This window comes from Kitasatospora sp. NPDC015121 (assembly GCF_055562955.1).
The window spans coordinates 1-23,999 of record NZ_JBVHEH010000037.1 but is presented as its reverse complement, the minus strand read 5'-3'; the positions used below and the strand labels follow the sequence as shown (position 1 = coordinate 23,999).

Below are 23,999 nucleotides of genomic sequence, written 5' to 3'. Positions count from 1 at the left end.
CCGAAGTGACCTGCCCCTACTGCCTGCGGCCGTGGAGGTGATCGGAGAGTTCGTTGATCAGTTCCGTGGCGGCCGCGAGCTGGACCCGGTGCTCTTGTTCGAGACGAGCGGTGTCGACGCGCCGGGTCGCGGCCATCTCCGGATCTGCGTTGACCCAGTTCCGGAGCGTGTTCGGATGTACTTCCAACGCTTCGGCGACCAGCACGATCGCCTTCCACCGCGAGGACACCTTCGTGGTCAGCTCGGCGACCTTCTTGACCGCCGCTGCCCGCAATTGCGGGGTGAGCGACTTGTACTTGCGTTCGGCGATCATGCCGCGCCCTCTCCTTCAAAACCGTCGTCGTCGCTCATGCCGTCCGAGGTGAGGTCGCCGTACCGGGAATTAGTGTCGTGAATTCCGGACGCGATTTCCGACGGGGTGAAGATCAGCTGCACAGGGATGCCGGGAGTGCGGGTCTCACCGACCTTGATCAGGAACTTGCCCTGACCGGGCGGCGGCTCTTTCGGCTCACCTTCTTTACGCCGCTCACCGGTGCGAGCAGGCGGTGAAGACCAACCGGTGACCATGTCGGCTTCGGTGCCGGTGAACTTCACGATCCGCTCGAGGCGGTCGATTTCCGCTTCCGGAACAGCGCCGATGACCTTCACGCGGGCACGTTCGATGAACGTCTTCGCTTTGTTCGCCGCCGACACTGAGCCCATGGCTTCGAGGTCGGTGATCGTGTGCGTGATCATCCACAACGCGGTCGCAATCGTGCGGTTCAATCGGGTCAGCGAGTTGACGCGATCGACCATGAACTCACCCAGCCCGAGCACCTGCCAGAGCTCGTCCATGACAGCTTGAAAGCGGCGCTGCGGTCCGAGGCCGGCATCGGCGAGGGCGTGGGCGGCATCGATGGCGGCGAAGCCGTCGGACCAGCACACCAACATGACCGCGGCCTTGAGGCGGGTGTGGCCTTCGGGGATGTGCGAGACGTCGATGCAGATCGCCGGGGCGTCGAGGTCGATTTCGGTGGTGGTGTGGCCGTTGAAGATTTCACCGAACGAGCCCTTGACCAGGCCGCGCAGAGAACGTTGCAGATCGCGGGTCGCTTCGCGGTACTCGTGCTCGCCGACGGCGGCCGCGTTCTCCATCAACTCCGGATGGCCTTCTTTGACGAGCTTGTACATGTCCTCGATCAACGGCGGGTTCTCCGCGGTGAAGCCCTTTTCGTTGTAGAGGATCTCGATGCAGGACGAGATGATCGTTTCCTCGTAGTCGCGCACCGCACTGCCACGGGAAAGTTCGATCAGTCCGGACATGGTCTGCAACTGGCGTGCCCGAAGCTCAGTGAGCATCTTGCGGGCCAGCTCCGGGAACACCGCCAGCCGAGGCAGGATCGAGCCGAGGACACCACCGGCAAGAGGGTTGACCCGGCCGTACCCGTATCCGAGGTCGATGACCTGACCGTCGACGGCCTCGATCAGATTGCGGTAGTCCGGCTTCACGTCGGCGAGAACGAGGGTGGTCACCTTCTGCGCGACGCCGCCGAGCACCATCCGGCGCACGAACGAGGACTTGCCGTATCCGTTGAGTCCGAGAACGAACCCGACCGGGGCGGTGATCAGGCCTTCGACGAACCAGGACAACAGGTCGAACAGGACCGGGGCGCCGGTGAGCAGATGACGCCCGACCGGTGTCCCGATCAGCGGAGCACCGGCGCCGACGGCCCACGGCCACATGCCGGCCGCCTGCGCCGAGGATGCGCGGTATTCGACCTGCCGGCCGACCGAGGCCATCCGGCCACCGCCCGCACCGCGATAGCCGCGGTCGGAGAGCTTGAGGGCAGGCAGGAGGAACCCTTCTTGTTCTTCGCTTGCCTTCTGTGCCTCCAGGTTCCGGCGGCGTTTGTCGTCCATCTTGAGGTGATGACGAGCCAGGACACCGGCCAGGGTGGGGCCGTGGGAGCGCGCCAGCATTTGCCGGCGCTGTTCTTCGGTGAGGAGTTTGACCATGATCGTGCCCCCTATCCGGCCATCGCCGACGGCATGGAGGCGTGCTCGGGCAAGATGACGCCGATGCCGAGGGAGCCGTAGAACCCGGCAGCTTGGTAGCGGTACGCGCGGCGCACCTTCAACCGCGCCTGCACGGACAGGTCCTTGATGATCGCGTCGATCGCCGGAATGTCCCCGTCGAGAGGTTCGGTGATGGTGATCAAGATGCCGAACCGCACCAGGCCGTGACCACGCGCCTGTTCCTCACGGGCACGGGCGGTCGCTTCCACCTTCAACGTCGCGGTGACCGAGCCGATGCCTTTGCCGCCCTGTTCGGCGATCAGCGCGTTCTTGTAGTCGTTGTCGACGATCTTGACTGCATCCGCGGCCGTGTGCGGGCGGTAGACGATCGCGACCCGCTTACGTGGGATGTCGGGGTTCGGCGCGAGGATGCGGCGCAACACGCCTTCGTCGACCGCGCCGGTCGGCGCCATCTCCATTTCCCAGGTCACCGAGCGGGCACCGTCGTGGATGTACTGGTCGAAGCGTTCTTCATGCGAGATCGGGCCGGCATCGGACCAGTCCAAACCGTGTCCTTCCACCGTCGCGTCGGCGCGTTCGATGTCTTCCTGCGAGGCCGGATCGGTGGAGCGGCGAACGAAGGAAATGACGTCCGAGGCTGCCATCGGGCGGACGCCGACTCCGGCGGAGCGCATCGCGGCGCACAGACCGGGAAGCCTGCGACCGATTTCGACGGCCTGCTCCGAAGGGTCCTTCTTACGAGCATCGGTGGTCGCACGGAACGTGACCGCCAAACGGGGAAGAAGTTGAGCCTGCTCGGTGGCGAACAGTTCAGCCGCCTCGTAGTTCGAGTCCTGCGCCAACTGCGGTGCATCCGGTTCGGTCTGACGAATGACCTCCGCCAGCAACCGGTTTCCGGTCTCGGGAACGCAGTCGATCACCGGGACGACCGAGACCACGTCCGAGGTCTGACCCATCGAGGCGAGGACGACACCCCACTCCCCCACCCATTCGTTGATCATCGACTGATCGACCGCTTCATCGCCCTGCGGCCACGCCTTGAGGACCACCGTGTACAGGTGAAGTTTGGGCATGTGGATCATCCCGAACCGGTACCCGGCGGCGTCCTCACCCTCGTAGAGTTTCGTGTCCGCGGCCACGCCGGGCAGAAGTGCCTTCCCGCCGGGGATTTCAGAGAAAAGTCCACCGCGGTAAATGTTTTCGCGCCGACGGCGCGTCCGGAGCCATTGCATTCTCAATACCGTCATTTCGTATCCACTCCGTCCGTCCCTGCCCCACACCAGCGGGGCAGCAACGACGACGGAAACCGCCAACACCGTCAGGCCGACCTTGAAACCACCGACCAACATCGATCCCATAACCGCGATCACCAGCACGAAGCAGACGATCGTCGTGCCCCACGTCAGACCGAACAACCCGGAATTACGTGGCTTGGTCCAGCCCGTGTAGAGCAAACCGTTCTCGTTTGTGGTGCTCATCGCCGTATCGTGTTCCTTCCCAGATCGGTCTGACTACTCGAATACCGGTCCCCGGCAAGGTCTCCCGCGCCGCGATCGGAGGACTTCGCACCCGAGCCGACTGCGCCGATCGCCTTACTCGCCTTCGATCCGCCGCCGGATCCCTTGCCGCCACTGCTCGCGCTGCGCGATCCGCTGGCACCTTGAGAAGTGCGGCCAGATGCCGGAGAGGTCCGCGTGTTCGGCGGCTGACCGAACGCTCCTCCGCGGCCGCCGCCGCGTGAACCACCGCCGCCACCGCCGCCGCCTCCGCCGCCCGGACGACCGCCACCTGCGAAGGACCCGCCACTGTTTCCGCCGCCGGGTCCGCCGCTGAACGCGCCCGCAGACTTGCTGCCTGCGCCGGCCGACTTACCGGCCGCCATCGACTTGCCACCGGTAAATGCCGCAGCACCAGCCATCAACGCCATGCCCGTCGCCGCCGCGCCCGAGCCGCCGGACCCCACGGCCGCGACCGCCGGAGCGATCAACCGCTGCAACGCCGGCAGAACCGCAGCCGCGAGCGCGAGCAAGATGATGCCGATCAAGGACTGCTGGAACTGATCCGCCGTCGGCGTCTGCCCTTCGGTGATTCGCGCCGAGTCCTGAGCGGAAAGGAATGCCATCGCATACACCAGCGCGCCGATGGGCTTGAACAGCAGAAACGCCAGAATCCAGGACACCAACTTCTGGTACGACTGCGATCCCGTACTCGTTCCGGACGCAGCGGCCGCAACCGGCACAGCCGCGACAGCGACGATCAACAAGCCCTGACGGACCACGAGCAACGCAGCTTGCGCCAGCGCGCCCAAGATCCCCACCAGGCCGATCACGAACAGCAGCCCCGGAGAAGCACCGGTGAAGGCGCTGACCGCGAGCATCGAGTTCACCATCCCGATCGGGTCCTTGTTCGAGGTGTCGTCGACAATCCACTCGGCGAACCGGTCACCGGCAAGAGTGGCCAACGCGATGATCGAGGCGAACATCGTCGTCGCGAACACCGTGCGCGCCAACGCCTTGTACGTCTCCTCCGCTTCGTTGAGCAGTGCGTGACGTTTCGCGGCCGCCAGTTTGATGGCCATGAAAATCACCGACGCGGTCAGCAACGCCAACTGAATCCAGCCGGTGTACTCCGTGATCGCCTGGAGCGGCGTCGAATTCGCCAGATCCGGATTCGGCAGCTTGATCCACCACGTCATCGCCATCGTCAACACCTGAGCCATAGCCTCGAGGAACGACTTGACGATGTCGCCGAACTGCGAATCCCACATCTCGTTGACTTTGTCGCCCGCGAAGTTCGTCACCGCCGTGACCGGATTGCCGCCGGCCTCGCACAGCCCACCCGCCGCGTCACCCAAGAAGCCGCCGAGGACGGGGATCGCAGCTGTAGCTACCCCGGCCGCGATACCGCCGACTACATCGCACGTTCCGTTCGACTCCTCCTCCGCCTGTGAATCGCCGGGAGGTTGCGGTGCGTCCTGCGCCGAGGCGACAGAGGCCCCACCGAACATCACCAGCAGTGCGAGGACGAGTGCGAGAACTACTTTCCTGGCCATCGCGTCCACCCCGCTAACGTCGGAGTCGACCCCAGATCGCCCGCCGTGCGCGGAGCGATCTTGACGAACCAATCACCGTCGCGCCACACGAGCTCAAGAGACGCGGTGGTCCATCCGTTTCCGGCGACGTTGTTAGCCGCGTACTCCACTACCGCGTAATCCGGCGACCAGTACTTGAGTCGGTACGCTTCCTGCCGAATCAGCGGCGCACCCAGAGCGCCGGTTCGACCATCGGCAACTGCTTGGCGAGCATCGACCAGGCTTGAGTTCCGCTCCGCTTCCAATTCGGGAGTGGTAGCCACTGCCCGGCGTTCCAAGAATGCGACGGCGCCATGATAGCTCGACTGGGCGCGGTTGACGGTCTGGAACCCGGCCAACGCCGCTCCTTGCGGTGTCTGCGCGAAACCGGTGGCCAGAGCCCCGTCAACCTTCGACGGGCCATCCGAAGTGGAGAACGGCATCGGGAAGTTCTGCACCTTCTGCCACATCACCCCAGCGGGCGGAAGTGCTGCGTAATCAGCCGCGCCCCGGTCCGGTTGGCCGGAACGATCCTGATCGAGAGCGACACCGTTCGGGTTCGGGGGTACTTCGACCCGGAATCCGAGTTCGTCGATGTACGGCAATCCCCAGTCCGAGCGGTCTTGCTGAGGAGAGATCGTCGCTCCCGGCTGAGGCTGCGCGGTCGGTTCGTCGGTCTGACTGCGATTGATCACCACGGCGATCACACCGCCCACTACAACGACGACCACGATGATCAGCGCAAGGTAGAACGTCCATTTGCGACCGATGAAGGACTCGTCCTCGCTGCTCTGCGGCTGCTGCTTCGTGGCCCTCATCGGTTGGCCGCCAATGCAATCGCCGACGACGGAAGCCCGTCGACCGAACTCACCCGGCCGCTGGTCTCGTCGTCGCCTGGGAGCAGTAGCTTCCAGTCCTCGCCCGACCACACCACCGTTACCTGCGATGCGGCGAACGACTGATCGGGGAACGAGGAATACACCGTCACCGCAGCGTTGTCGGCGTTGTAGTCGGTGACCTCGTAGCCCACGATCTTCGGTGCCTCCGCCGGAGCAGGCGGGGCAGTGAACGAGAGCAACTGTCGGCTGATCGCGAAATCGTCACGAGCAGGACCAGGCGCAACACCTGCGGCCACGACACCGGGCCACTGGTGATCCGGAGCGACCGAAAGCCGCACCGTCTGCTGAATCGCAGCGAGCGCCGCGCCCTGCGGATCGTGGGTGAAGCCGCTGACCGGGCCGGAACCGGAGTTGGTTTTCGGTCCCTGATCGGCGACAGGCAACGCGATCGTTTGGTAGTCCTGCCACCGGACGTTGCTCGGCGGTGCCGACACGTCCGGAGCGGCGGTCGTCGCCACGTCAGCGGGAGTATCGGAGTCGTCGGACCCGCATCCTGCCCCGACCGCCACGACAGCGGCAGCCATGACGGCGAACCCTATGCGTTGGGTGAGTTTCATTGGAAGGAAATGCCTTTCGTCAGATGAAGGTCAGAACGACAACAGGGCGGCAGCGATACCGGACGCACCGGATGCCATGACCGAAACGATCAGGATCACGACAATCGTTTGGGCGGAATCTGTTTCGTGTGGTGACTGTGAGCGGGTGTATGCCAGCCGTCCTGCCGCCCAGATCATCGAGATGGTGAAGATCGCGAACGCGAACCACAGCAGGTAGCGCAGCAGGGTCATGATCGGGTCGGTGACTTCCGGCGGGGGCGTCTTGAAGGCCAGAGCCGTCTGTGCGGCCGCCAGTGTGAGGTTCACCATGGGGAAACCCCGCTAGCTGCGGAGACTCCCGCGGTGACACTCAGGACACCAGCGCCGGCCAGTGCACACCACTGCGCCCGATCCGAGCGAGAGCACGGGGTGTACCCCCGAAACCTCTCCCATCCTGTGACCGCAGCCCCGCCGACCGTCGCGACAACCGCGACGATCATGACCAACCACAATGCCCACTGCGCCGCGCTCACTGGATCGGACCCACGAACAGGAACGTGAGCAGCGCGATCACGACAACGACGATCCCGGCGACTGCCAGCAGAAAGCCCCTGTCCAGCACGCGCATACCCGTGGCCGTCGGCCGACCGTTCGCGTAGTCGTCAGCCGCCTTCGCATGGCCCTGGGTGCAGAGACGATTGCCGTACAAGGCGAGCGTGCCGCCTCCGAGTCCGACCAGGAGCATGATCACGCTGGCAATCACGACAACACGACCGTGTTCATGATCGTTCCTGCGCTGGTGGCGATCACACCGCCGATGAGTGCGCCGACGACGATCTTCGGGGATTCGAGCTGGCCGCCGGAGTACTTTTCCCAGCCGAACTTTCCGCCGGCATAGACGAGTGCGCACACCCCGGCGAGGACGACGCCCCACAGCAGCCACCGACCGAGTCGGAGGAATCCTTCGGACTTCGGAGGCGCTTCGGGAGTGAGGTCGATCTGAGCGAGAATGTCGATGCCGGTCTGGAGCGTGTGAATGACCATGTGGTGGGCAACCTTTCAACTTTGTTGGGTTTTGATGCGGGCGATGATGGATTCGCGTAAGGCCTTGCCGAGTTCGGCGATGTCCGCCGGAACGTCGTCGGGGCCACGTTTGCGTTCCGGTTCCGGATCGAACGGTGACCACACCTGCAACGAGGTCGGGTCACGTACCAGCGGATACTGTTCGATCCACCCGACCCGCCACTGCGCCGCTGTGAGCGAGGTGACGAGGTCGAGAGTCTGTTGAATCGGCTTGGGCACCTTGCGCCCTGGCCGATCGGCGACGGTGATCAAACCGACGACCTGGCTGGGTCCGCCTTTGCCCGCCGCGTGCTGACGCAGCAGCTCGTGAGCGCGCACGAGACCGGACACCGTCTCGCGGGCGACGACGGCAACGAACGGACTCTGCCCGCCGTGACCGCCGGGCCACCGGCGACCACATTCAGCGGCCGGCGCGAGAACCTGCGCCAGAGTCGAAGTTCCGGCTCCGCCGTGAGCGCCGAGCAGCCACACCATCGGCTTCGGCGCACCAGGCGGCAGCGGGATCGGTTCGTCCCAGATCGGGGCCACCGCATCAGGAAGACGGACCGACGCATCGGTGAGGTCGACTCGGTGTCCCGTTTCGGCGGACAAGCGTTGCGCGCCCATCAGCGATCACTCCGGCTGTCCGCTGCGCGCACACTCACACTGCGGATCTGCTCGTACGCGGCAGCGGTGTCGGGTGCGAGGTCGGTCGCCGAAATCGTCAACCCCGACGCAAGGTGCTGGTCGTACGGGATTTCCTCGACCGCGAAGACCTTGCCGGTCAGGTGGTCGCGGAGCTGCGAGACATCGGCAGCAGCAGGGCCTGCGGTCTGGTGCGAGATGACCACGATCGTGCGATCGAGTGCCTTCTCTCCGGCGGTGAGCCGGATCGTCTCGAGGACGGCTCGCATCCGGTTGAATGCGTCGGCGCGGCACGGGACCGCGACAACGATCGTCGACCACGGTTCTCCCCGGAGCGACTGCGCACTCTCGCGGCCGAACGCTCGGTGCCCCAGGTCGTAGACCGTGGTGTCGACCTGGGCGCGGACGTACCGATCGACCTGCCGGAAGTCGGGTTCGATGGTTTCGAGCCAGTGGCGGCCGAGGACGTGGGCGCCGGCCGAGGTTGCCGAGGTGGACGCGCTGAACGACTCGTCAGCGTGCAGCGTCTCGGAGGATCCGAACATCGTCTCGATCGAGGTTTCCGAGACGGTCGAATCCGCTCCGCGCTCGACCAGGTCGCCGCCGCCGACCGTGGCATCGACGACAGCACTTGTCGCACCGATGGTCGACCACGCGTTCGCGAGACCGATCGCCGTGGTGGTGCTCCCCGCTCCCCCGCACGCACCGACGACCAACGTCATCGGCGGGACGGGATCGAGAACCTGGGCAGCGGCGGTGGATGTTTTGGTCGCAGAACTCTTCGGTTGGGGAGCGACGAGCGGAAACACCTGGGCTACCGGTGTTTCCACGACCTCCGGTTCCTCACCGAGCCAGCCGAGCCAATCCTGAGAGTTGTCGTTGTCGGTCACGATGCTTTTCCAATCGAGGTGATGAGCGTGCGGCCACCGACATCGGTGACCTTGACGATCTGACGGCCACTGACGCGGGAGCCGTCCAGATAGCGCTGCTCGAGGGTGACGGCGAAGGTGTTCGGTTCGGTTGCGCGGATCTCGACGCAGTGCTCGGTACCAGCGGGAACCGTGTCGATACCGGCTTGCAGTTCTTCGGCGGTTGCCGACTTCACCTGCGCATCGGAGACAAGCAGTGCGCGGGCCTTGGCCCCGTTGCGTTCGACGTAGTAGGCGTGATCGAACGCGAGAATGGCATCGGGACCCGAACCGGTTCCGCCGGGGCCGGACCCGCGAACGACTCCGGCCTCCGTCGACGGCGAGCACCACGACTGCGGAGCCACCGAGCTCGGAGTCTGCGAGGTGGTTGCCGTGCTGGTTGTTGCGGGAGCGATCTCCGCGACGTTCATCGGTGCGTCGTCGTCACCGCTGCCGAGCGCAGAAGCGGCGATCGCACCCCCGCCGATCACAAGGACTGCGACCGCTGCGACCGCGCCGATGACCGCAGCGCGGCCACGCAGGCGCTGCGAGGGTGAAGCCGAAGTAGCAGCCAGGGGCGGCGGTTCGGCCGCTGCCTGGTCCTGCGTGTACTGCATCGCTTCCCGCAGCCACGCCGCGCCGCTGTCGTCGACAGGGACGTCGTTGGAGTCAGCAGCAGCGGCTACAGACGGCACGTGAACGGAATCTGGTTCCGGAGCGGCTGGAGATGAGTCGTCGTCGGACGCGAGGTCCACGACCGGAAGCGGTTCTACCGGCGCAGAGGTCTGCGCTCTCCCGTCCGCCGCAGGCGTGAACGGTGGGAACCACTGGTCGAGAACGGGATTGGAAGACTTGGGATCGTCATTGTTGTTATTTGTCACCATCGAGTCCTTTCTCCGGAGGTCCTGGTGCGGGGTACGAACACCCCGCACCAGAACGCCCGATCAGTTCGCCGCAGCAGTCGGCGTAGCGACCGCCGTGGTCGAAGTGATCGAGGTGGAGGTGCTGGTCGGACGGGGACTCGTCGTCGTTGTCGCCGAAGAAGACGAGGACGGGCGAGTCGCGACCGCCGTGGACGTGGCCTTCGTAGTGGAAGAAGGCGATCCACCTGCACGATCTGCCAGGTCCTTCGCCAACGCGACGAACCAATCGGTGACGAACGCCGTCGCCGATGTCCCGGTCGCCGTGGCCGGCACCGAGCCGTAACCTCCGTGGGCGGCCACCGTGGACGAATACTTCGTCAGCGTCGCAAGGTTGAGCAGATCCTTGTTGTCACTGACGTTGTCCTTGACCGCCGCGAACGCCTGCGTCGTCAACCGAGACGTGGTGGCCGGGGGAATCAGCTTCGTTGCCGCTCCGACCAATTTGGTGCCCAGAAGAGCAACCGCGCCAGCGGGATTGGCCAGCCCGACCGTCGCCAACTCCGCGATGTTCGCTGGGGTCAGAACTTCCTTCGCGACAGTCTTGACCGCGTTGAAGCCGATCGTGCCGACCTTCATGATCGCCTTGATCGCATCATCGGTGGACGGCAACGGAGTCCGAGGATCGGAGGCCACCGCAAGACGCTCGGACAGCGACTTCTTCGGCGCGATCGACAGATTCGCCAACGTCGTACCCGAGATGTCCTCGTTGACCACGGTCACCGCAGTCTTGATCGACGTCATCGCCAGAGCGTCACCGACCGAGGCCAACGACCGAATCGGATCACCCGAGGACAGTTCCGACTGACCGGCAATGTTGGTCACCACCCGCAGGATCGGAGAATCCGGCGGAGCATCGCACGCGAGGTCACCGGACTGGCAGAAGCTCGCCACCCGTCCGGTCAGCGAGCCGTAGTTCTCCGCCACGTCCGCGACCGGCCCGATACCGCCACCAGCAGGAGGGACCTGATCGAGAGCGGACACCTTGGACACCTCAGCGCCGTCTGTTCCCGGAGCAGGCTTCGGGGACGTCTGACCGGGCGAGCCAGGAAACAGCGGTGCACCGGCAGCGCGGGTCGGGTCACCGAACGTGGCGACACCGACAACCTTGTCCGCAGCGATCACGCCCGAGCCCTTGCCGACTTCTTCGGCGAACAGTGAAACCACATGTGCGCCTTGGCTGTAACCGGCCAGGGTGAACTTCGTGTCCGGGCACGTAGCCGCGACCTCCGAAGCCATGTCCCGCAGATTCTGCAAGCCGCCCTCGACGGACTGTGAATACGGCACGTTGCCGCCGGGGACAGCGCCGCCGAACCCGGCCTCGTATGGCACGTACGCGCGGCCGGCCAATTCCTTGTCGCCGTCGACCGCCTTCGCGATCATCGGCATGAACACCTGCGACAACATGCCGGTGTCCGTCGTCGGCGCTGCATCCGGAGCGGACTGCCCAGTTCCCTGCACTCCGAGGCTGAACAGTGCGGGGCACTCCCCCTTCACCAGATCGGTACCGGACGCGGGAGCTGCGTTGGCCAGCGGAGCAAACGAAAGGACCACGGCGGTAGCGCTGACCAGCGACAGGCCCACTACCGCCGACCTGGCACCGGGACCAGCAGTAGAGCTGGTCCCGGTGCCAGTCGAACGAGAACGAGTGAACATCACATCAGATCCCTTGATCGAAGTTCAGAGCAGACAGCGCGCCCACCCCGGATGGACGGTTCACGCCGGGATACCGGCACCGATGGCGTCGGCGATCATCCCCAGCGGAAGGCCGGGCACAGCGGTGTTGGCCTGGAAATCGGTTACAGCCTGGTCGAATGCTGCGACCGCACCTTCGCCGCCGGGCAGCGAGGTCACCGCGTCGCGGATCTGCTGATCGACGACAGGTGCAGCAGCAGCGGTGTTGCGGACTGTGTCAGCGGCCGCGGTACCGACAGGCGGGTTAGCGGACCACTGATCGAGTGTGGTTTCGGTCTGCTCGGTGATGGAGGGCTGGTCGATGTCCGGGATTTCGAAATCGATCGGCTGACCCAAATCGCCTGCACCATAAGCAGATGCGGCAAGAGCGCCACCGGCGCCGCCGACGACCGCGCCGCCGATAGCGGCAGGTACGCCGAGTACAGCTGCACCGATGCCCGCACCCGTTGCCGTGCCGACGACCCCAGCCGGAACGGCGCCGATGGGAGTCACGATCGGAGCGAATAACGTCAGCGCCGAAGTCCCGCCGATGGTTCCGCCGATCAATGCGCCGACGGTGGCGGCCGGGACAGCGGCAGCGGTTGCACCTGCGAGCGCACCGGCAGCGGCGCCGCCGACCTGAGCTGCTGCGAGACGTTCGGCTTCGTCGGCCTCGAGGCCGGTCGAGCGCCAGAAGTCCGTCACCTGAGCTTCGATGACAGCGGTCTGACCGTTGGTCTTGTCCGCGGTGTCCTTGGCGATCCAGTTGGGTCGATCAGCGAGGTAGCGGCCGAAACGGATCTTGTCTTCCGGAGCCTGAATCGGTGCCGTGAACGTCTCGAGCTGCGTCGGGAGGTGAATCGACGTGTAGTCGATCGGCGCAACGTAGTTGTCGCTGGTGTTGGTCGGCGGTGTGTATTCGTTGGTGTTGTAGTCCCAGTTCGGGAGCGGCTGCGCAGGCTGCTGGTATTCGACGGGAGTCGGAACCCATGTCTGCACAGGAGCGGGTTCGGGCGTCGAAGGAGCAGGTGTGGTCACTCCCGGCTGGCTCGGCACCGGAACCTCACTGGTTACGCCAGGCTGATCGCCCGGAGCAGCCACAGCAAAACCAGCCCCTCCGAACGTTGCCACCACCACAGCGGCAAACGAAACCGTAGCGACCGCAGTAGTGGACGGGGCGCGATGACGACCGCCCGAACGTGGCTTCTGGAAATGCTTCATGAGTGCCCTTTCAAACTTGTTGTGGTTCAACAATTGACCGGAATGGTGGACGTGCACGGCCGCACAAAAAGCGAGAGCTACGCGGCCTGTGATCCCGACGCAACAGCGTCGGGAAGTTCGATGGAGCGTGAAAAATGCGCCATGACAACGGATCCCGTGGGAATCAATGAATGTCCGACCGGGCAGAGTCGGGCGCCGACCACGAGGGCGGGTACACATGTGTGCCCCATGGCCCGGCCGGCGCACGGCACAGGTTCGATAACGCGATATGAGGAGACGACGAAGTACTCAGCCGTGCTCGCGTGCTCGCGTTTGCCAGCAGGAACTATCCCGTGGCGATCATTTTCAACGGAAAGCCTTGCGGGATTTTCCATAGTTGCCTCCGGCTGGTTGCGGATTCAACGACACCGCATAAGCTCGAAAGCCTGCGGTCCGGACGCCCTGATGCGAATGGTGTCGCAGGCAGAAGAGAGCCCCAGGGACGGGACCGGTCGCCAAACAGGAGTCCGTCCCTGGGGTCTTTCGCGGTTGCGTATGTGTGGCACGCGATTCGGCATAACCTTGCGCCAGCAACCACCGCAGTCGCATCTATAGCCAGGCGAATTGGCTTGCCTGCGACTGAGCTTTGTCGAGATGCGCAGAGTAGGTGCGTCGATGAATTCGTCTGCATCTCGGCCCTTTCCCCCTTCTCGCCACGCATCTTCGTACTTTATGATCTGATTCTAAAACAGGATGTTACCACCGATGTCCATTGCAGGACACTGGGACGGCATAGATTGGGGTCAGGCAAAGTGATGGCTCATGTGCGGGTGCGAGGAATGAGCCGACGAATCTTGAGGGGGTTTTCGCCCGCTTCGTTGGAAGCTGCACGTAAGGCGAAAAAGCTCACCAGGGGGGAGCTCGGGAGACTTGCAGAAGTAAGCCCCGCTGCTGTGTTGAGTTGGGAAGTGGGCAAGGCTTCCCCGCAGGTCGACTATCTTGCTCGGGTCGTCAATGTTCTCGGTATCACCATGGATGACGTAGTGCTCATCCCGCGAAATGAGAGATATTTGGGAGACCTCAGGGTCTTTCGGGGTCTGACGCAGCCTCAGTTGGCCAAGAAGATTGGAATGTCCACGACCGCTCTGGCTACCGTCGAGCGAGGGCATTCTCGACTGAGGGAAGATGTCGCCGAAAAATTGTCCCAGGGACTCGACGCCACGGTGGACGAGGTTAAGGCTGCATATGAGCGAACCCGTACCCGGCCTCCCCATACGTCGCCGTGAGTTCAACTCCATCCTCGCCTCCCCTGTGTGGCCGCCCGCAAGTAACTCAAACGATCAGTTTTGATCGACTACGCAATCAGAAGTAAACAGCTTCGGGCGATTGTCTGCAACATCCCACGCGCTTCTGCTATGTGACTTTGGTCCGATTCGCGGCGCTGCGGAGTTGAACCATCAGCTCGCCACAGGCCCTCGCCTGGCAGACTTCGATGGCATGAGTGCAATGGACGACCCTCAACAGCCGACCGTCACCTGTGGAACCAGAGTCCGTAGCCAGCACGAGTCCCACCAACGTGCCGGCCGACTTGCCGCCGCGATCAAGGCGCGAGGAATACAGCCAGGGGAACGTGTAGCTCTCGTAATGCGGAATGACATCGAGTTTCTCGAGGTTTCGCTCGCGGTGGCCAGCTGCGGCGGAAATCCGGTTCCAGTCAATTGGCACTGGACTGGCTCAGAGATCTGTCATCTCCTCGGCGACAGCGGCGCGCGACTGGTAATCGCGCACACCGAGTTCATCAGTAGCGTCGAAGATGCTGTTTCTCAGTTGCAGAACCCCGTCGACATCATCGAAGTAGCTATGCCTGGTGAACTGCTCGCAGAGTTGGGAGTGAGCAGTGAACTGGCGCGCCCTAGCGGCAAATACGTCACGCTCGAGGAGTTGCTCAGAGAAACCGAAACGCCATTACCTCATCAAGAGGGTGCCATCGTCGACTCCATGGGAATGGTCTACACCTCCGGAACAACAGGACTACCCAAAGGGGTACTGCGAGAACGGATGTCCCCGCATCAACTTCTGTCGATCGCAGGCGGAACAGCGACAAGAATGGGCCTTACGCCCGGCGGACAGATGTTGGTCGCAGGTCCGATGTACCACACCAGCCCGAACGCGCTTGCTGTACTTGCGTTGCGGATGGGCACGAACATCACGATCATGCCCAGGTTCGATGCCGAACGCTTCCTTCAGCTCATCCAAGAGCACCGGATCGAGCAAGCCAAAATTGTCCCCACCATGCTCTCTCGCTTGCTCTCACTGCCTGCTGAGACCCAATCTCGGTACGACGTCAGCAGCCTGACACATTTGATTCACTCGGCCGCGCCGTGCCCGCCCGAGGTGAAGCGCCGTTCGATCGAATGGTTCGGCAATGCTCTCATCGAGTTTTACGGGTGCTCCGAAGCCGGCACAATTACCTGGATTAACGCAGAGGAATGGGCTCAACATCCAGGTAGCGTTGGCCGGCCGGTTGACGGGGCTGAGGTTCGAATTGTGTCTAGTGATGGCGTCGTGTTGCCTGCGGGCGAAGTTGGCGAGGTGTATGTGAAGGGAGCCGACTACTGGCCCAAGTTCTCGTACATCAACCATGACGCCGCCGACCGCAGTCCACTCCCCGGGTTCGTCACGGTTGGAGACCAAGGCTATGTCGATTCTGATGGTTTCCTGTATCTGACTGGTAGGACCAGCGAGGTCATCATTTCCGGAGGAGTCAACATCTATCCGGCCGAGGTCGAAAACGCAATCATGAAGCTCACGACTGCCGAAGACGTCGCAGTGTTCGGAGTTCCAGGCGGAGAGTTCGGTGAGTCCGTCGCCGCTCATGTCATCGCGAGGCCAGGAAGCAAACTGACCATCGAAGGTATTCGACAAGCGCTCAGCACAGAATTGGCGAAGTACAAGATCCCCACAACACTTGAGATCGTCGATTCACTACCTCGCGAAGATTCGGGCAAGATTTTCAAATCTCGACTTATTGCTCAGTATCTCTAGGGGATCGGTGCCTCGCGTCGTCGATCATTCGCCGCCACCCGTAGCGGAGCAGAAGATTCACCTGCTTCGCTACGCGGCGCACGGTGAAGACCGAGAGACCGCTGACGACGAAGAAGCACGCGGTCAAGGCAAGGGCCACGCTCACCGGCGATTCGATGTTGATCCGGTCGTAACCCACTAGGTGTGCGCCGACACCAATCAGCTTCCATGCTCCCCATGCGACGCTGACTCCGCAGCCAATAACCGTCAGAGACCTGCCGAAGTCATCGGTATGTTTCCAGGTCAGATAGCCAAGGAGTCCGAAAGGAACGACCATCCAAAGCACGAATACGAGTTCGTAGACCATGACCGCAGGGTCTGATCCGTATTCGTTGAGGAAATCCGTAGTCGGGGCATATCCGCCAGACAAAGCCACCCGCAGGATGAATGTGCTGGCCACGGCCGCGATCGCCAGTACCGCGAAATCGCGTTTTATTGCTGGCTTAGACCAATCCACCTCATTGGTGCGGTACGCATGGATCGTCGCCGTCATCAACGTCAGCAGCGCCCAGCCGCCCATCACGGTGAACGTAGCTCCCCAGATACGGTCCTCGGTTTCCAACGGGGTTCGGGTTCCGATCGGCAGCAGCGGCGCGTAGGTGCGCAGCGCAAGTGCGTAAAAAATGAACCCAACTCCAAGCAGTGACCGCTCTCGGCGTTGGAGGATCAAACCCCTCAAGAGAAGGACAATGCCGGCGGCAAACAAAGCATAGGAAGCCCAGGAGGCGATCACACGCGGCCTGTCATCGCGGCCGCGAGTCAAACGCAGAGGTCAACAAGTGGGTTGGAGCCGGCAGCCTGCCCGCCGGGCGCAGCGATCGGGTTGCTGCCAAACCGACCTTCCACGCAAAGACTTCGCACTCCAGTTCCCGAAATACCCCAGCCAGCCGCGCAATCGGGGTGAGATCCTCCCGATGCTTCGTGCATCGATGGCCTTTGATCAGGTGCCACACTTCGTGTGCGAGAACGTACAGCTGGTGATCTTCGGGACTCTCGTCCGGCCCGCTTACGAAAGCCGCCCCGCCCCCACCGGTCAGCTCTTCGAGTGCCACGCCCGACAGGCGACTCCCTGCGGGCAGTCCACTTAGTCGATGAACGGGACGGCCGAGCTCGTGCGAAACATTCTTCAGAAAGGTCTCGATGCTGAATGGTGTTCGCACAGTCACCCGGACGTATGAATCCATGCGCCGGCGGGATTGCGCGCTCATGAATCCTGCGCTTCATCGCGTTTGAGGAGATCGTTCGCCTCCCGCACCAAGCGAGCGAGCTGGAGACGGTCCGCCTCTGTGAGCTTCTTCCCTCTCAACCCTGCAATCTGCATTCCGCTCTCGGCTAGCGCTCGATCAAGTTCGTCGGCTGGCGGCGTCGGCTCGCCCGAGAAGTAGTCCAGATTCTTGTCGAAGTATCGACCGATCGCTTCCAAGACAGGGACGTCGACTTTCCTCACACGTCCCGTGCGGATGCGGTAGATGTACTGCCGATCGATCGGGCGTCCCACGGCTCTGCTCACATAGTCAGCGACCAAGGCGTTCGCCACCTTGTTTCCGCGTGGCCAACGGTCAGTGAACAGTTCTTCGACACGAGTGGCCAGCGGAGTCGCGCTTCGTCCCATGAGCAACATTTTCTCACGCCCCGTCATCTCAGCCAGAGGATCTGCGGTCTGTTTTAGAGTCAGGCCTTACTATAGTCAAGCCGTGAAGATTTTTTGGACCAGGAATCGGCGCGCCTCCGCAGAGTGCCAACGTTACAGGTCCAGAATTAGCGGAACCGCGGACAGGGAGGAAGCCATGCCGAGCAAGGGGACTCACAACAAGGTCGGACGCCCGAGCCTTGGAGAACGTAAGCGGCTTGGTCGGGTGCCTGACGAGCTGTACGAGCTCTTGGAGATCGAACGGAAAAAAGCCGGCGTCTCTTCAGTGAGCCAGTACGTTTCCGACTTGCTCTGCCTCCGCGCTGATCGCCCTGATCTTGTCCGCGAACTGAATCCGAATCAGGAGGTGCTGCCGCTCACAGCTGCGTAGTCGCCACTACAACATCTGAATAGCTAGAGCGCAGTAGTACATCTACATACGACAAAACCCTGGCTCTCATGCCGGAGAAACCAGGGTCCGTCCTTGTAGATAGCGAGTTCGCCGCTCGCGACTACTGCATCCCCGAAGGGACTTACCGTGCTAGGTACGTCTCAGGGTACATCGCGCCCTGATGAAGATTCAACAACTCAGTTTTCGCGAGTCGCACTGTTTGATGCGGCCGCGACCGTACAACGTCCGTATTGCGGTAGCAGCCCTACGCGGCGCCGCTACGGAACAGCTCGTACTCCTCGCAGAATGAGGGGCCATCTGTACGGGCACCAGTGCCATTCGCTGACCCCTGCGTACCTCAACGCGCTAGGGGGCCGCGAAGCAGCGTGCCGCCGCTACTGCCAAGTTCGCCTTGAACTTGACGAGGGCGCGCACGCAGGTCTTGCTTACTGGCAGGGGCAGCAGCACTGGGTCGAGGTTTGTGTCCGAACGGCGTACACCGCGGAATACAACACCATCCGCCCGCAGCTCGTCGCCAACACCGGTGGAGGCATCAGCCTCAAAACACTCCTGAACGTCGCAGCTGCAATGGCCGGCGCCGCCGACTTCAAAACCGGACGCAACAGCCGCCTCACCATTGCGACCCTCGTCGAACGCACCGGCCTTGGCGAACGCACCATCCAACGCGCCCGCGAGACCCTCAAACTGTTGCGTGTGGCCACCGAAGTACTCCGCGGCCGACTACGCCGCAGAGGCGAACGGTTCGGCTCCCATCGCTTCCAAGACCGAGGCCGCGGCTGGGCATCTGTCTGGGCATTGCATCCACGCAAGCCTGTGGATAACACCCGCATCGTCGTCGACGGATCTATACAGATGGCACCCCACCCCCGCAGGGGTCAGTTTTGTATCCCTTCCTCTCGTAGAGAGGTTCTAACTACTAAACGATCTGTGGATAAACGAGCCGCTCCGCGGCGCAAGGAGTCCAAGGCGGACGTCGAGAAGGCCGAAGCCATCAGGAAGGGCTTGTTGCTCGCATCCAAATGGCTCGGAAACCCGCGAACTCCCGCTTGGGCGCGCCAGCACACCCCCCGAGGATGGGCACCCGCACTGACCGACCCAGCTGCACACGGTTGGACGGCCGCGGATCTCAACGACACGATCGACGCCTGGAGCAAGGCCACACGGATGGCACCAAACCCGAAGCACCCCATCGCGTTCATGCGCTGGCTCATGAAGCAGCAGGATCTCGCCTTCGCCCCGCACGTTCTCGCTCAAATCGCCGCTGACCAGGAAAAAGCCGAACGGGAACGACAGGCAGCAGAGTTCGAGGCGGAACGCACACGCTACGCATCAGCCGCGGCCGAGGACTCCCCCGGCCGCCAAGCGGCACGTTTCGTCGCCCGCCGAGCCACCGACAGCGCCCGCATCCGAAAGACCCAAGCATCCGCGCGCGAGAATGAAAACTCGCCCGTGTGGATCACCCATCTCTCAGATCGGGGTAAGCGATGAACGGAAAACGCCCGTCCGCAAAGCCGCCCGTCAAACGCCGGCCGCTCTCCCCCTGCCAGACCGTCCCCCAGATCCACGAACGGTTGCGCACCGGCGCAAAGACGATCGTCATCGACCACCGCAACGACGAACCCCTAGAACTCACCGACGCCGAGCTGCCCGACGGCATCACGATCCGCATCGTCGGCGTCTCACGGGTCATCATCACCCGCCTGACGCCCGAAACGAAGCGCAGTGCCCAGATCGTGGCCACCGACGCCGCACGATCCCAAATCTTCGGGCACGCAACTCTCTTCGCCTACGGGAACGCCCATACCGACGCATTCGACACCACACGCGTTCGCGCCACCAACCGCGCCACAAGCAACCTTGTCGACGACTCCTTCGGCGACGTCGGAGAAGACACCGCCACCTATGCCTACGACAACGCGACCGTGCACTCCCACGACCAAGCCGCAGTGCACGCAACAGACCGGGTTTCACTCGTTCACCAAAGCTCGACGCCGGCCGAGGTCGAACACGGAGTGACAGTCTTCGGTCCAGCACGAAACAACATCCGACTCCGGGCGAAGGAAACGTGAGCCGAATGATTGTTCATTTTGCATCTGGCGCCGTGCGTCCGGAGCAATGAGATGGCTCTGCGGAAGGACGCAAAGCCTGGCTGGTGGCGCATGCAAAACTGGCAAACGCGATCCGAAGTTGAGGACCCAAGCCCGGCGAGCAACCGCAATAGCCTTCCCCTCCCCTATCCACTTTGAAGGTAGAGCGGGACATGCACCCACCGTGCGGCGCCACGGCTCGGCTTCGCAACCTGCAATTTTGCGTGATGACGGCGGCCCGAAACGGAAGTAGCGCCACCCCGAGCGCAAAATGTCAGCATTACTGCCAATAGCAGCAAATCGTGTTTGAGTGAGGGTTGGGCCCCACGAGGCCCGTAATGGCAGGAATGACAGTGATACCAGTATTCCTGCTTTCGGCGGCTCGCCTGGTGGATTTTGCCGGCAACGAGGACCCTGTCTGGCTCTAATGCTGGTAATGCTGCTATTAGCAACATGCACGTCAGTGAGGTTTTCGTGACATTTTGCGAACGTGCCAGTAATGCCAGCAATACTGGCATTGGGTCCATTCCGCCGCAGCCATATTTGAGATTTCCAACGGCTAGCAGTAATGCTGGCATTACTGCTATTGCTTGCATTACTGGTTATCGCGTGGAATGCTGTCAATACCGTCAAACGCGCCAATGCTGTCGAAGGAGAGCAATGCAGACCGACTTTCGCGAAACACGTAAAAGGGTGATCGCCGTCATCAACGGCAAGGGCGGCGTCTTGAAGACGACCCTGACAGCCAACGTCGGCGGAGAATTGGCAGCCTCTGGTCAGAAGGTTCTGCTCGTCGACCTCGACCCTCAGGGAAACCTTGCCGAAGACCTCGGGTACACCAGTGAAACCGGTGATGATCAGGGGAGATCGCTTGCCAGCGCAATCGCATTCGGCGGCGACGCAAAACCCATCGAAAATGTCCGTGCAAATCTCGACGTCCTTCCCGGGGGAGTGCACCTCGAACAAGCGACAGCCGCTCTAACCGCTATGGCGTCCAAAGATCCAGATGGAGCAAAGCTCGCCCTTGCAAGGGTCCTTGCTCCAATGGCGGCCACCTACGACATGGTCCTCATCGACTGCCCGCCCGGCGACGAAACCTTGCAGACAGCAGCGTTAGCGGCCGCAAAATGGGCATTCGTGCCCGTCAAATCCGATGCATCCAGCCGAAAAGGAATGGCAGCCGTGGCGCACCGTATCGACGCCGTCGCTGCTATCAACCCCGACCTGGATCTACTGGGCGTCGTTCTCGTAGCCGTGGGTACATCAGCGAAAACCGTGCTCAAACAAGCAAGGTCTGCGATTGCAGAGGCGTTCGGCAACGACGACGTCGTTTTCACGGCCACCGTTCGTCACTCCGAGGCCACCGCCCAGGCAACACGAGAGCGGGGCATGCTCGCAGCCGAACTCGATGCAGTCGTCCGAAGCGGTCCGAAATGGTACGACGTCATCAAAGGCAACGCCGAGCCTCAGGCTCTCGCGCCGAAATCGTCCAAATCCGTTGCAGACGACCTCTTTGCAGTTGCGCAAGAAGTTGTCACCCGCGTTGCAACAGCGGAAAGAGAGGAAGCACGGGTATGAATGACCGGCCCGACCGAAAGCTCACGGCGCTACCTCCGCGGAACGTGACTGGTGACCTGTCTCGAATGCAGAGATCCAACCGCACTCCCGCGCCGGTCGCCCCGCTTCCACAGCCCACACCGTCAGTGGTGGAAAAGCCTAAGCCCAAACGTATTACGGTTTACGTCGACCAAGAGGTATTCAGTCGCGCCCGAGGTGCTTACCGAAACACAAGCCACCTCGAGGACGACAAATCCTGGTCGCAATTCGTCGAGAAAGCGCTGGCGGCAGAGGCGGAACGCCGGGAGACAGTGCACAACAGTGGCAACCAATACGAAGCAGAAACCGGCGCACTTCCCAGCGGCCGCCCAATCTCAGACGACTGACCTACACAACGAAGGAGCCCCGCCGGATGCAACCGGCGAGGCTCCAGACCGGGAAACCACTTGAAGGAAGAAACCCGATCATGACCGACTTTAGCCTCAGGGCTGCCCGTATTCAGCTAGGCGCATTGCTCGCCGCACTCGCACTCGCAATCGTCATCGCACTCGGCATCACCACCGGCGCATTCATACTCTCCTTCGCCGTGCAACGAGACCTCGCCCGGCAAGCACTTATCCCGGAAAATCTGACCTGGATTTTCCCCGCGATCGTCGACAGCGCAATCCTCGGCTCCACCATCGCCATCGTCATCATCAGCAAGCTCAAGATGAACCGACGTGACAGAGGCTTCTACATCGCCCTCGCAGTCAGCGTCGTCGTGATCAGCATCCTGGGCAACGCGTACCACGCCTATCACGCAGCAATCGCTGCACAGGAGTCAATCGATGGTGGGGGAGACCTCGGGTTCATTCCACTAGCGCCGGCCATCGCAGCGGCCATAGCGATCATTCCGCCGGCCCTGGTCCTGGCATTCACACACGGCATCACGATCCTGGTGAAGGCAGTCGGAATGGCATACGCCGCCTACCGTGCGATCGTCGAAAACGTCACCGACAGTGAGCATGCAAAGAGCATTGCGACTGATCTGACCGTGAGCCGGGAACCTTTCCGCGACTCCACCTCTCGCGGAGAGACCGATCCCAATGTTGCAGAGCTGGTCGAAGCGGAACGAAACGAGGACACGACAAACACGGTGACACAGATCGACCGGGGAGACGATCTTGCGGACTTTGCAGAACCGTTTTTCGCCGACGCAATGATGGCTGAACGTCACGACGACTTCGACCCTCAAGAAACCGCGACAGAGGCACTGAACCGTCAAGACACCGAAGAGGCCCAAGCCGCCGACGGCGACACCGCAATGGACGACCTCATGGCGTTCATCGCCACCTCGAATCTCAAGAAGGACGTGAAGGACACCGCAGTCCGCAAGCTCACGAACCCGAACCTCACATGGGAGACCATCGCGATGGAATCGAAACCGCCCGTCGCAATCTCGACAGCGTGGCGCCGGTACGAGAAGTTCGATATCGCAGCCCGGGAAGCAGGATTCACGAGCCCGCCACTGCCCGACCTCCGGTCCTCAGAGAACACCACCGACCGCGAACTCGCAGCAGCGCACTGACACCGGCGAGGCCCAGCGCCTCAGCAGCCCCACCCTCAAAAACAACAGAGGTCCTGGCAGTGCAGCAACACCACCAGGACCAAGCCACAGAAAGCACCTGTGACCATGAGCAATACTATTCGGCCCCACATCGGCCGCCCCACCGGCAGCACCGCACGCACCACACAAGCCCGAGCAGTGCGAACACGAGAAGCGATCGTCTCAGTAGCCGCACAACACTTCGACACCGACGGATACGGCGCCAGTAGCATCAATGCCATCCTCGCTACCGGAGCATTCACCAAGGGCGCCATCTACTTCCACTTCCCGTCCAAGGAAGCCATCGCAGGGAGCCTCATCGCTGATTGGAACCGAACCGTCAACGAATCCATCAGCGAAGCAACAGCCACCGGCCCGAGCACCACAGCGGGGGAGAAGCTGACAGCGATCTTCACGTCCCTCGCACATCAAATCGCCGAGAACACCAACCTGCGCGCCGGGATGAAACTCACCCTCGAACCCACCATCGACAACGGCGCAGCCTTCGCTTACTGGGTCGATGCCATCAGCGACATCATCGAAACAGCCCTCACCGAAGGTGAACTCACTGACACCCCCACCACACACCGACTCGCATGGAACCTCTGCGCCGGCACCATTGTCGACGGCCATCGTAAGCTCCCCACTGGCGGCCATTTATGGCGCATTTTGTGGCCATGGTTTCTCCCCGCGTACGGCCAGATAGTTCCCCAC

24 protein-coding genes are annotated in these 23,999 nt (G+C 62.6%); 8 read left to right on the top strand and 16 right to left on the bottom strand.

Translation table 11 applies throughout. The features are described from left to right. Positions 1 to 16: 16 nt before the first annotated feature. The 14 genes from ACZ3J7_RS35710 to ACZ3J7_RS35645 form a co-directional block, all read right to left on the bottom strand. Entirely contained in the window at positions 17 to 313 is a 297-nt protein-coding gene (locus ACZ3J7_RS35710) for a transposase (RefSeq protein ID WP_138874158.1), read from the bottom strand. Further along, positions 310 to 1,995, bottom strand: coding sequence for a hypothetical protein (locus ACZ3J7_RS35705; protein ID WP_311052733.1), 1,686 nt, complete (start codon positions 1,993 to 1,995; stop codon positions 310 to 312). Before ACZ3J7_RS35705 ends, ACZ3J7_RS35710 begins: the two co-directional genes overlap by 4 nt. A gap of 11 nt (positions 1,996 to 2,006) precedes the next feature. Then, positions 2,007 to 3,494 (bottom strand): SCO6880 family protein, encoded by a 1,488-nt coding sequence (locus tag ACZ3J7_RS35700; protein ID WP_030537673.1) that lies wholly within the window; start codon positions 3,492 to 3,494, stop codon positions 2,007 to 2,009. Continuing rightward, positions 3,491 to 5,077, bottom strand: a complete 1,587-nt coding sequence (locus ACZ3J7_RS35695; RefSeq protein ID WP_185993520.1) for a TrbL/VirB6 family protein — start codon at positions 5,075 to 5,077, stop codon at positions 3,491 to 3,493. The genes ACZ3J7_RS35700 and ACZ3J7_RS35695 overlap by 4 nt, the downstream gene beginning before the upstream one ends. Further along, positions 5,053 to 5,904 (bottom strand): DUF8175 domain-containg protein, encoded by an 852-nt coding sequence (locus ACZ3J7_RS35690; RefSeq protein WP_311052734.1) that lies wholly within the window; start codon positions 5,902 to 5,904, stop codon positions 5,053 to 5,055. The genes ACZ3J7_RS35695 and ACZ3J7_RS35690 overlap by 25 nt, the downstream gene beginning before the upstream one ends. Beyond that, positions 5,901 to 6,509, bottom strand: a complete 609-nt coding sequence (locus ACZ3J7_RS35685) for a DUF8175 domain-containg protein (protein WP_353799026.1) — start codon at positions 6,507 to 6,509, stop codon at positions 5,901 to 5,903. Before ACZ3J7_RS35685 ends, ACZ3J7_RS35690 begins: the two co-directional genes overlap by 4 nt. A gap of 63 nt (positions 6,510 to 6,572) precedes the next feature. Next, entirely contained in the window at positions 6,573 to 6,851 is a 279-nt protein-coding gene (locus ACZ3J7_RS35680; protein WP_019749784.1) for a hypothetical protein, read from the bottom strand. A 199-nt stretch (positions 6,852 to 7,050) separates the two neighbouring features. Then, on the bottom strand, positions 7,051 to 7,284 hold the full coding sequence (locus ACZ3J7_RS35675; RefSeq protein ID WP_142006908.1) for a hypothetical protein: 234 nt from the start codon (positions 7,282 to 7,284) through the stop codon (positions 7,051 to 7,053). Beyond that, a complete protein-coding gene (locus tag ACZ3J7_RS35670; RefSeq protein ID WP_019749787.1) occupies positions 7,281 to 7,565 on the bottom strand; it encodes a hypothetical protein in 285 nt (94 codons plus the stop codon). Before ACZ3J7_RS35670 ends, ACZ3J7_RS35675 begins: the two co-directional genes overlap by 4 nt. Before the next feature lie 15 nt (positions 7,566 to 7,580). Then, positions 7,581 to 8,210, bottom strand: a complete 630-nt coding sequence (locus ACZ3J7_RS35665; protein ID WP_231783613.1) for a DUF6668 family protein — start codon at positions 8,208 to 8,210, stop codon at positions 7,581 to 7,583. After that, entirely contained in the window at positions 8,210 to 9,118 is a 909-nt protein-coding gene (locus ACZ3J7_RS35660; protein ID WP_138874165.1) for a hypothetical protein, read from the bottom strand. The genes ACZ3J7_RS35665 and ACZ3J7_RS35660 overlap by 1 nt, the downstream gene beginning before the upstream one ends. Beyond that, complete coding sequence (locus tag ACZ3J7_RS35655) at positions 9,115 to 10,020, bottom strand: DUF8176 domain-containing protein (protein WP_311052737.1); 906 nt, start codon at positions 10,018 to 10,020, stop codon at positions 9,115 to 9,117. Before ACZ3J7_RS35655 ends, ACZ3J7_RS35660 begins: the two co-directional genes overlap by 4 nt. A gap of 60 nt (positions 10,021 to 10,080) precedes the next feature. Then, positions 10,081 to 11,640: a cutinase family protein gene (locus ACZ3J7_RS35650; RefSeq protein ID WP_366054178.1), complete on the bottom strand. Its 1,560-nt coding sequence runs from the start codon at positions 11,638 to 11,640 to the stop codon at positions 10,081 to 10,083. 132 nt (positions 11,641 to 11,772) lie between these two features. Next, positions 11,773 to 12,981 carry a hypothetical protein gene (locus tag ACZ3J7_RS35645; protein WP_366054179.1) on the bottom strand — a complete coding sequence of 403 codons (1,209 nt, stop codon included), beginning with the start codon at positions 12,979 to 12,981 and terminating at the stop codon, positions 11,773 to 11,775. Positions 12,982 to 13,745: 764 nt separating this feature from the next. Between ACZ3J7_RS35645 and ACZ3J7_RS35640 the strand changes: the two genes are divergently transcribed. Both ACZ3J7_RS35640 and ACZ3J7_RS35635 read left to right on the top strand, forming a co-directional pair. Continuing rightward, a complete protein-coding gene (locus tag ACZ3J7_RS35640) occupies positions 13,746 to 14,216 on the top strand; it encodes a helix-turn-helix transcriptional regulator (protein WP_351636435.1) in 471 nt (156 codons plus the stop codon). A gap of 211 nt (positions 14,217 to 14,427) precedes the next feature. After that, positions 14,428 to 15,975, top strand: a complete 1,548-nt coding sequence (locus tag ACZ3J7_RS35635) for an AMP-binding protein (protein WP_260684598.1) — start codon at positions 14,428 to 14,430, stop codon at positions 15,973 to 15,975. Here the strand turns inward: ACZ3J7_RS35635 and ACZ3J7_RS35630 are convergent. Together ACZ3J7_RS35630 and ACZ3J7_RS35625 are read right to left on the bottom strand one after the other, a co-directional pair. Further along, complete coding sequence (locus ACZ3J7_RS35630) at positions 15,956 to 16,747, bottom strand: hypothetical protein (protein ID WP_144298320.1); 792 nt, start codon at positions 16,745 to 16,747, stop codon at positions 15,956 to 15,958. The genes ACZ3J7_RS35635 and ACZ3J7_RS35630 overlap by 20 nt on opposite strands. Before the next feature lie 471 nt (positions 16,748 to 17,218). Further along, entirely contained in the window at positions 17,219 to 17,551 is a 333-nt protein-coding gene (locus ACZ3J7_RS35625; protein ID WP_465627503.1) for a hypothetical protein, read from the bottom strand. 250 nt (positions 17,552 to 17,801) lie between these two features. Between ACZ3J7_RS35625 and ACZ3J7_RS35620 the strand changes: the two genes are divergently transcribed. The 6 genes from ACZ3J7_RS35620 to ACZ3J7_RS35595 all read left to right on the top strand — a co-directional run. Further along, positions 17,802 to 18,035: a toxin-antitoxin system gene (locus ACZ3J7_RS35620; protein WP_260684599.1), complete on the top strand. Its 234-nt coding sequence runs from the start codon at positions 17,802 to 17,804 to the stop codon at positions 18,033 to 18,035. Positions 18,036 to 18,341: 306 nt separating this feature from the next. After that, on the top strand, positions 18,342 to 19,544 hold the full coding sequence (locus ACZ3J7_RS35615; protein ID WP_311052747.1) for a replication protein: 1,203 nt from the start codon (positions 18,342 to 18,344) through the stop codon (positions 19,542 to 19,544). Continuing rightward, the gene (locus tag ACZ3J7_RS35610) at positions 19,541 to 20,125 is read left to right on the top strand and encodes a hypothetical protein (protein ID WP_311052748.1); all 585 of its coding nucleotides are present in this window, start codon (positions 19,541 to 19,543) and stop codon (positions 20,123 to 20,125) included. The genes ACZ3J7_RS35615 and ACZ3J7_RS35610 overlap by 4 nt, the downstream gene beginning before the upstream one ends. A gap of 678 nt (positions 20,126 to 20,803) precedes the next feature. Beyond that, positions 20,804 to 21,721, top strand: a complete 918-nt coding sequence (locus ACZ3J7_RS35605) for a ParA family protein (protein WP_083197736.1) — start codon at positions 20,804 to 20,806, stop codon at positions 21,719 to 21,721. A gap of 445 nt (positions 21,722 to 22,166) precedes the next feature. Beyond that, entirely contained in the window at positions 22,167 to 23,267 is a 1,101-nt protein-coding gene (locus ACZ3J7_RS35600; protein ID WP_311052749.1) for a DUF2637 domain-containing protein, read from the top strand. 105 nt (positions 23,268 to 23,372) lie between these two features. Beyond that, positions 23,373 to 23,999, top strand: a 627-nt coding sequence (locus ACZ3J7_RS35595; protein ID WP_353799025.1) for a TetR family transcriptional regulator, incomplete at its 3' end; no start/stop codon positions are given.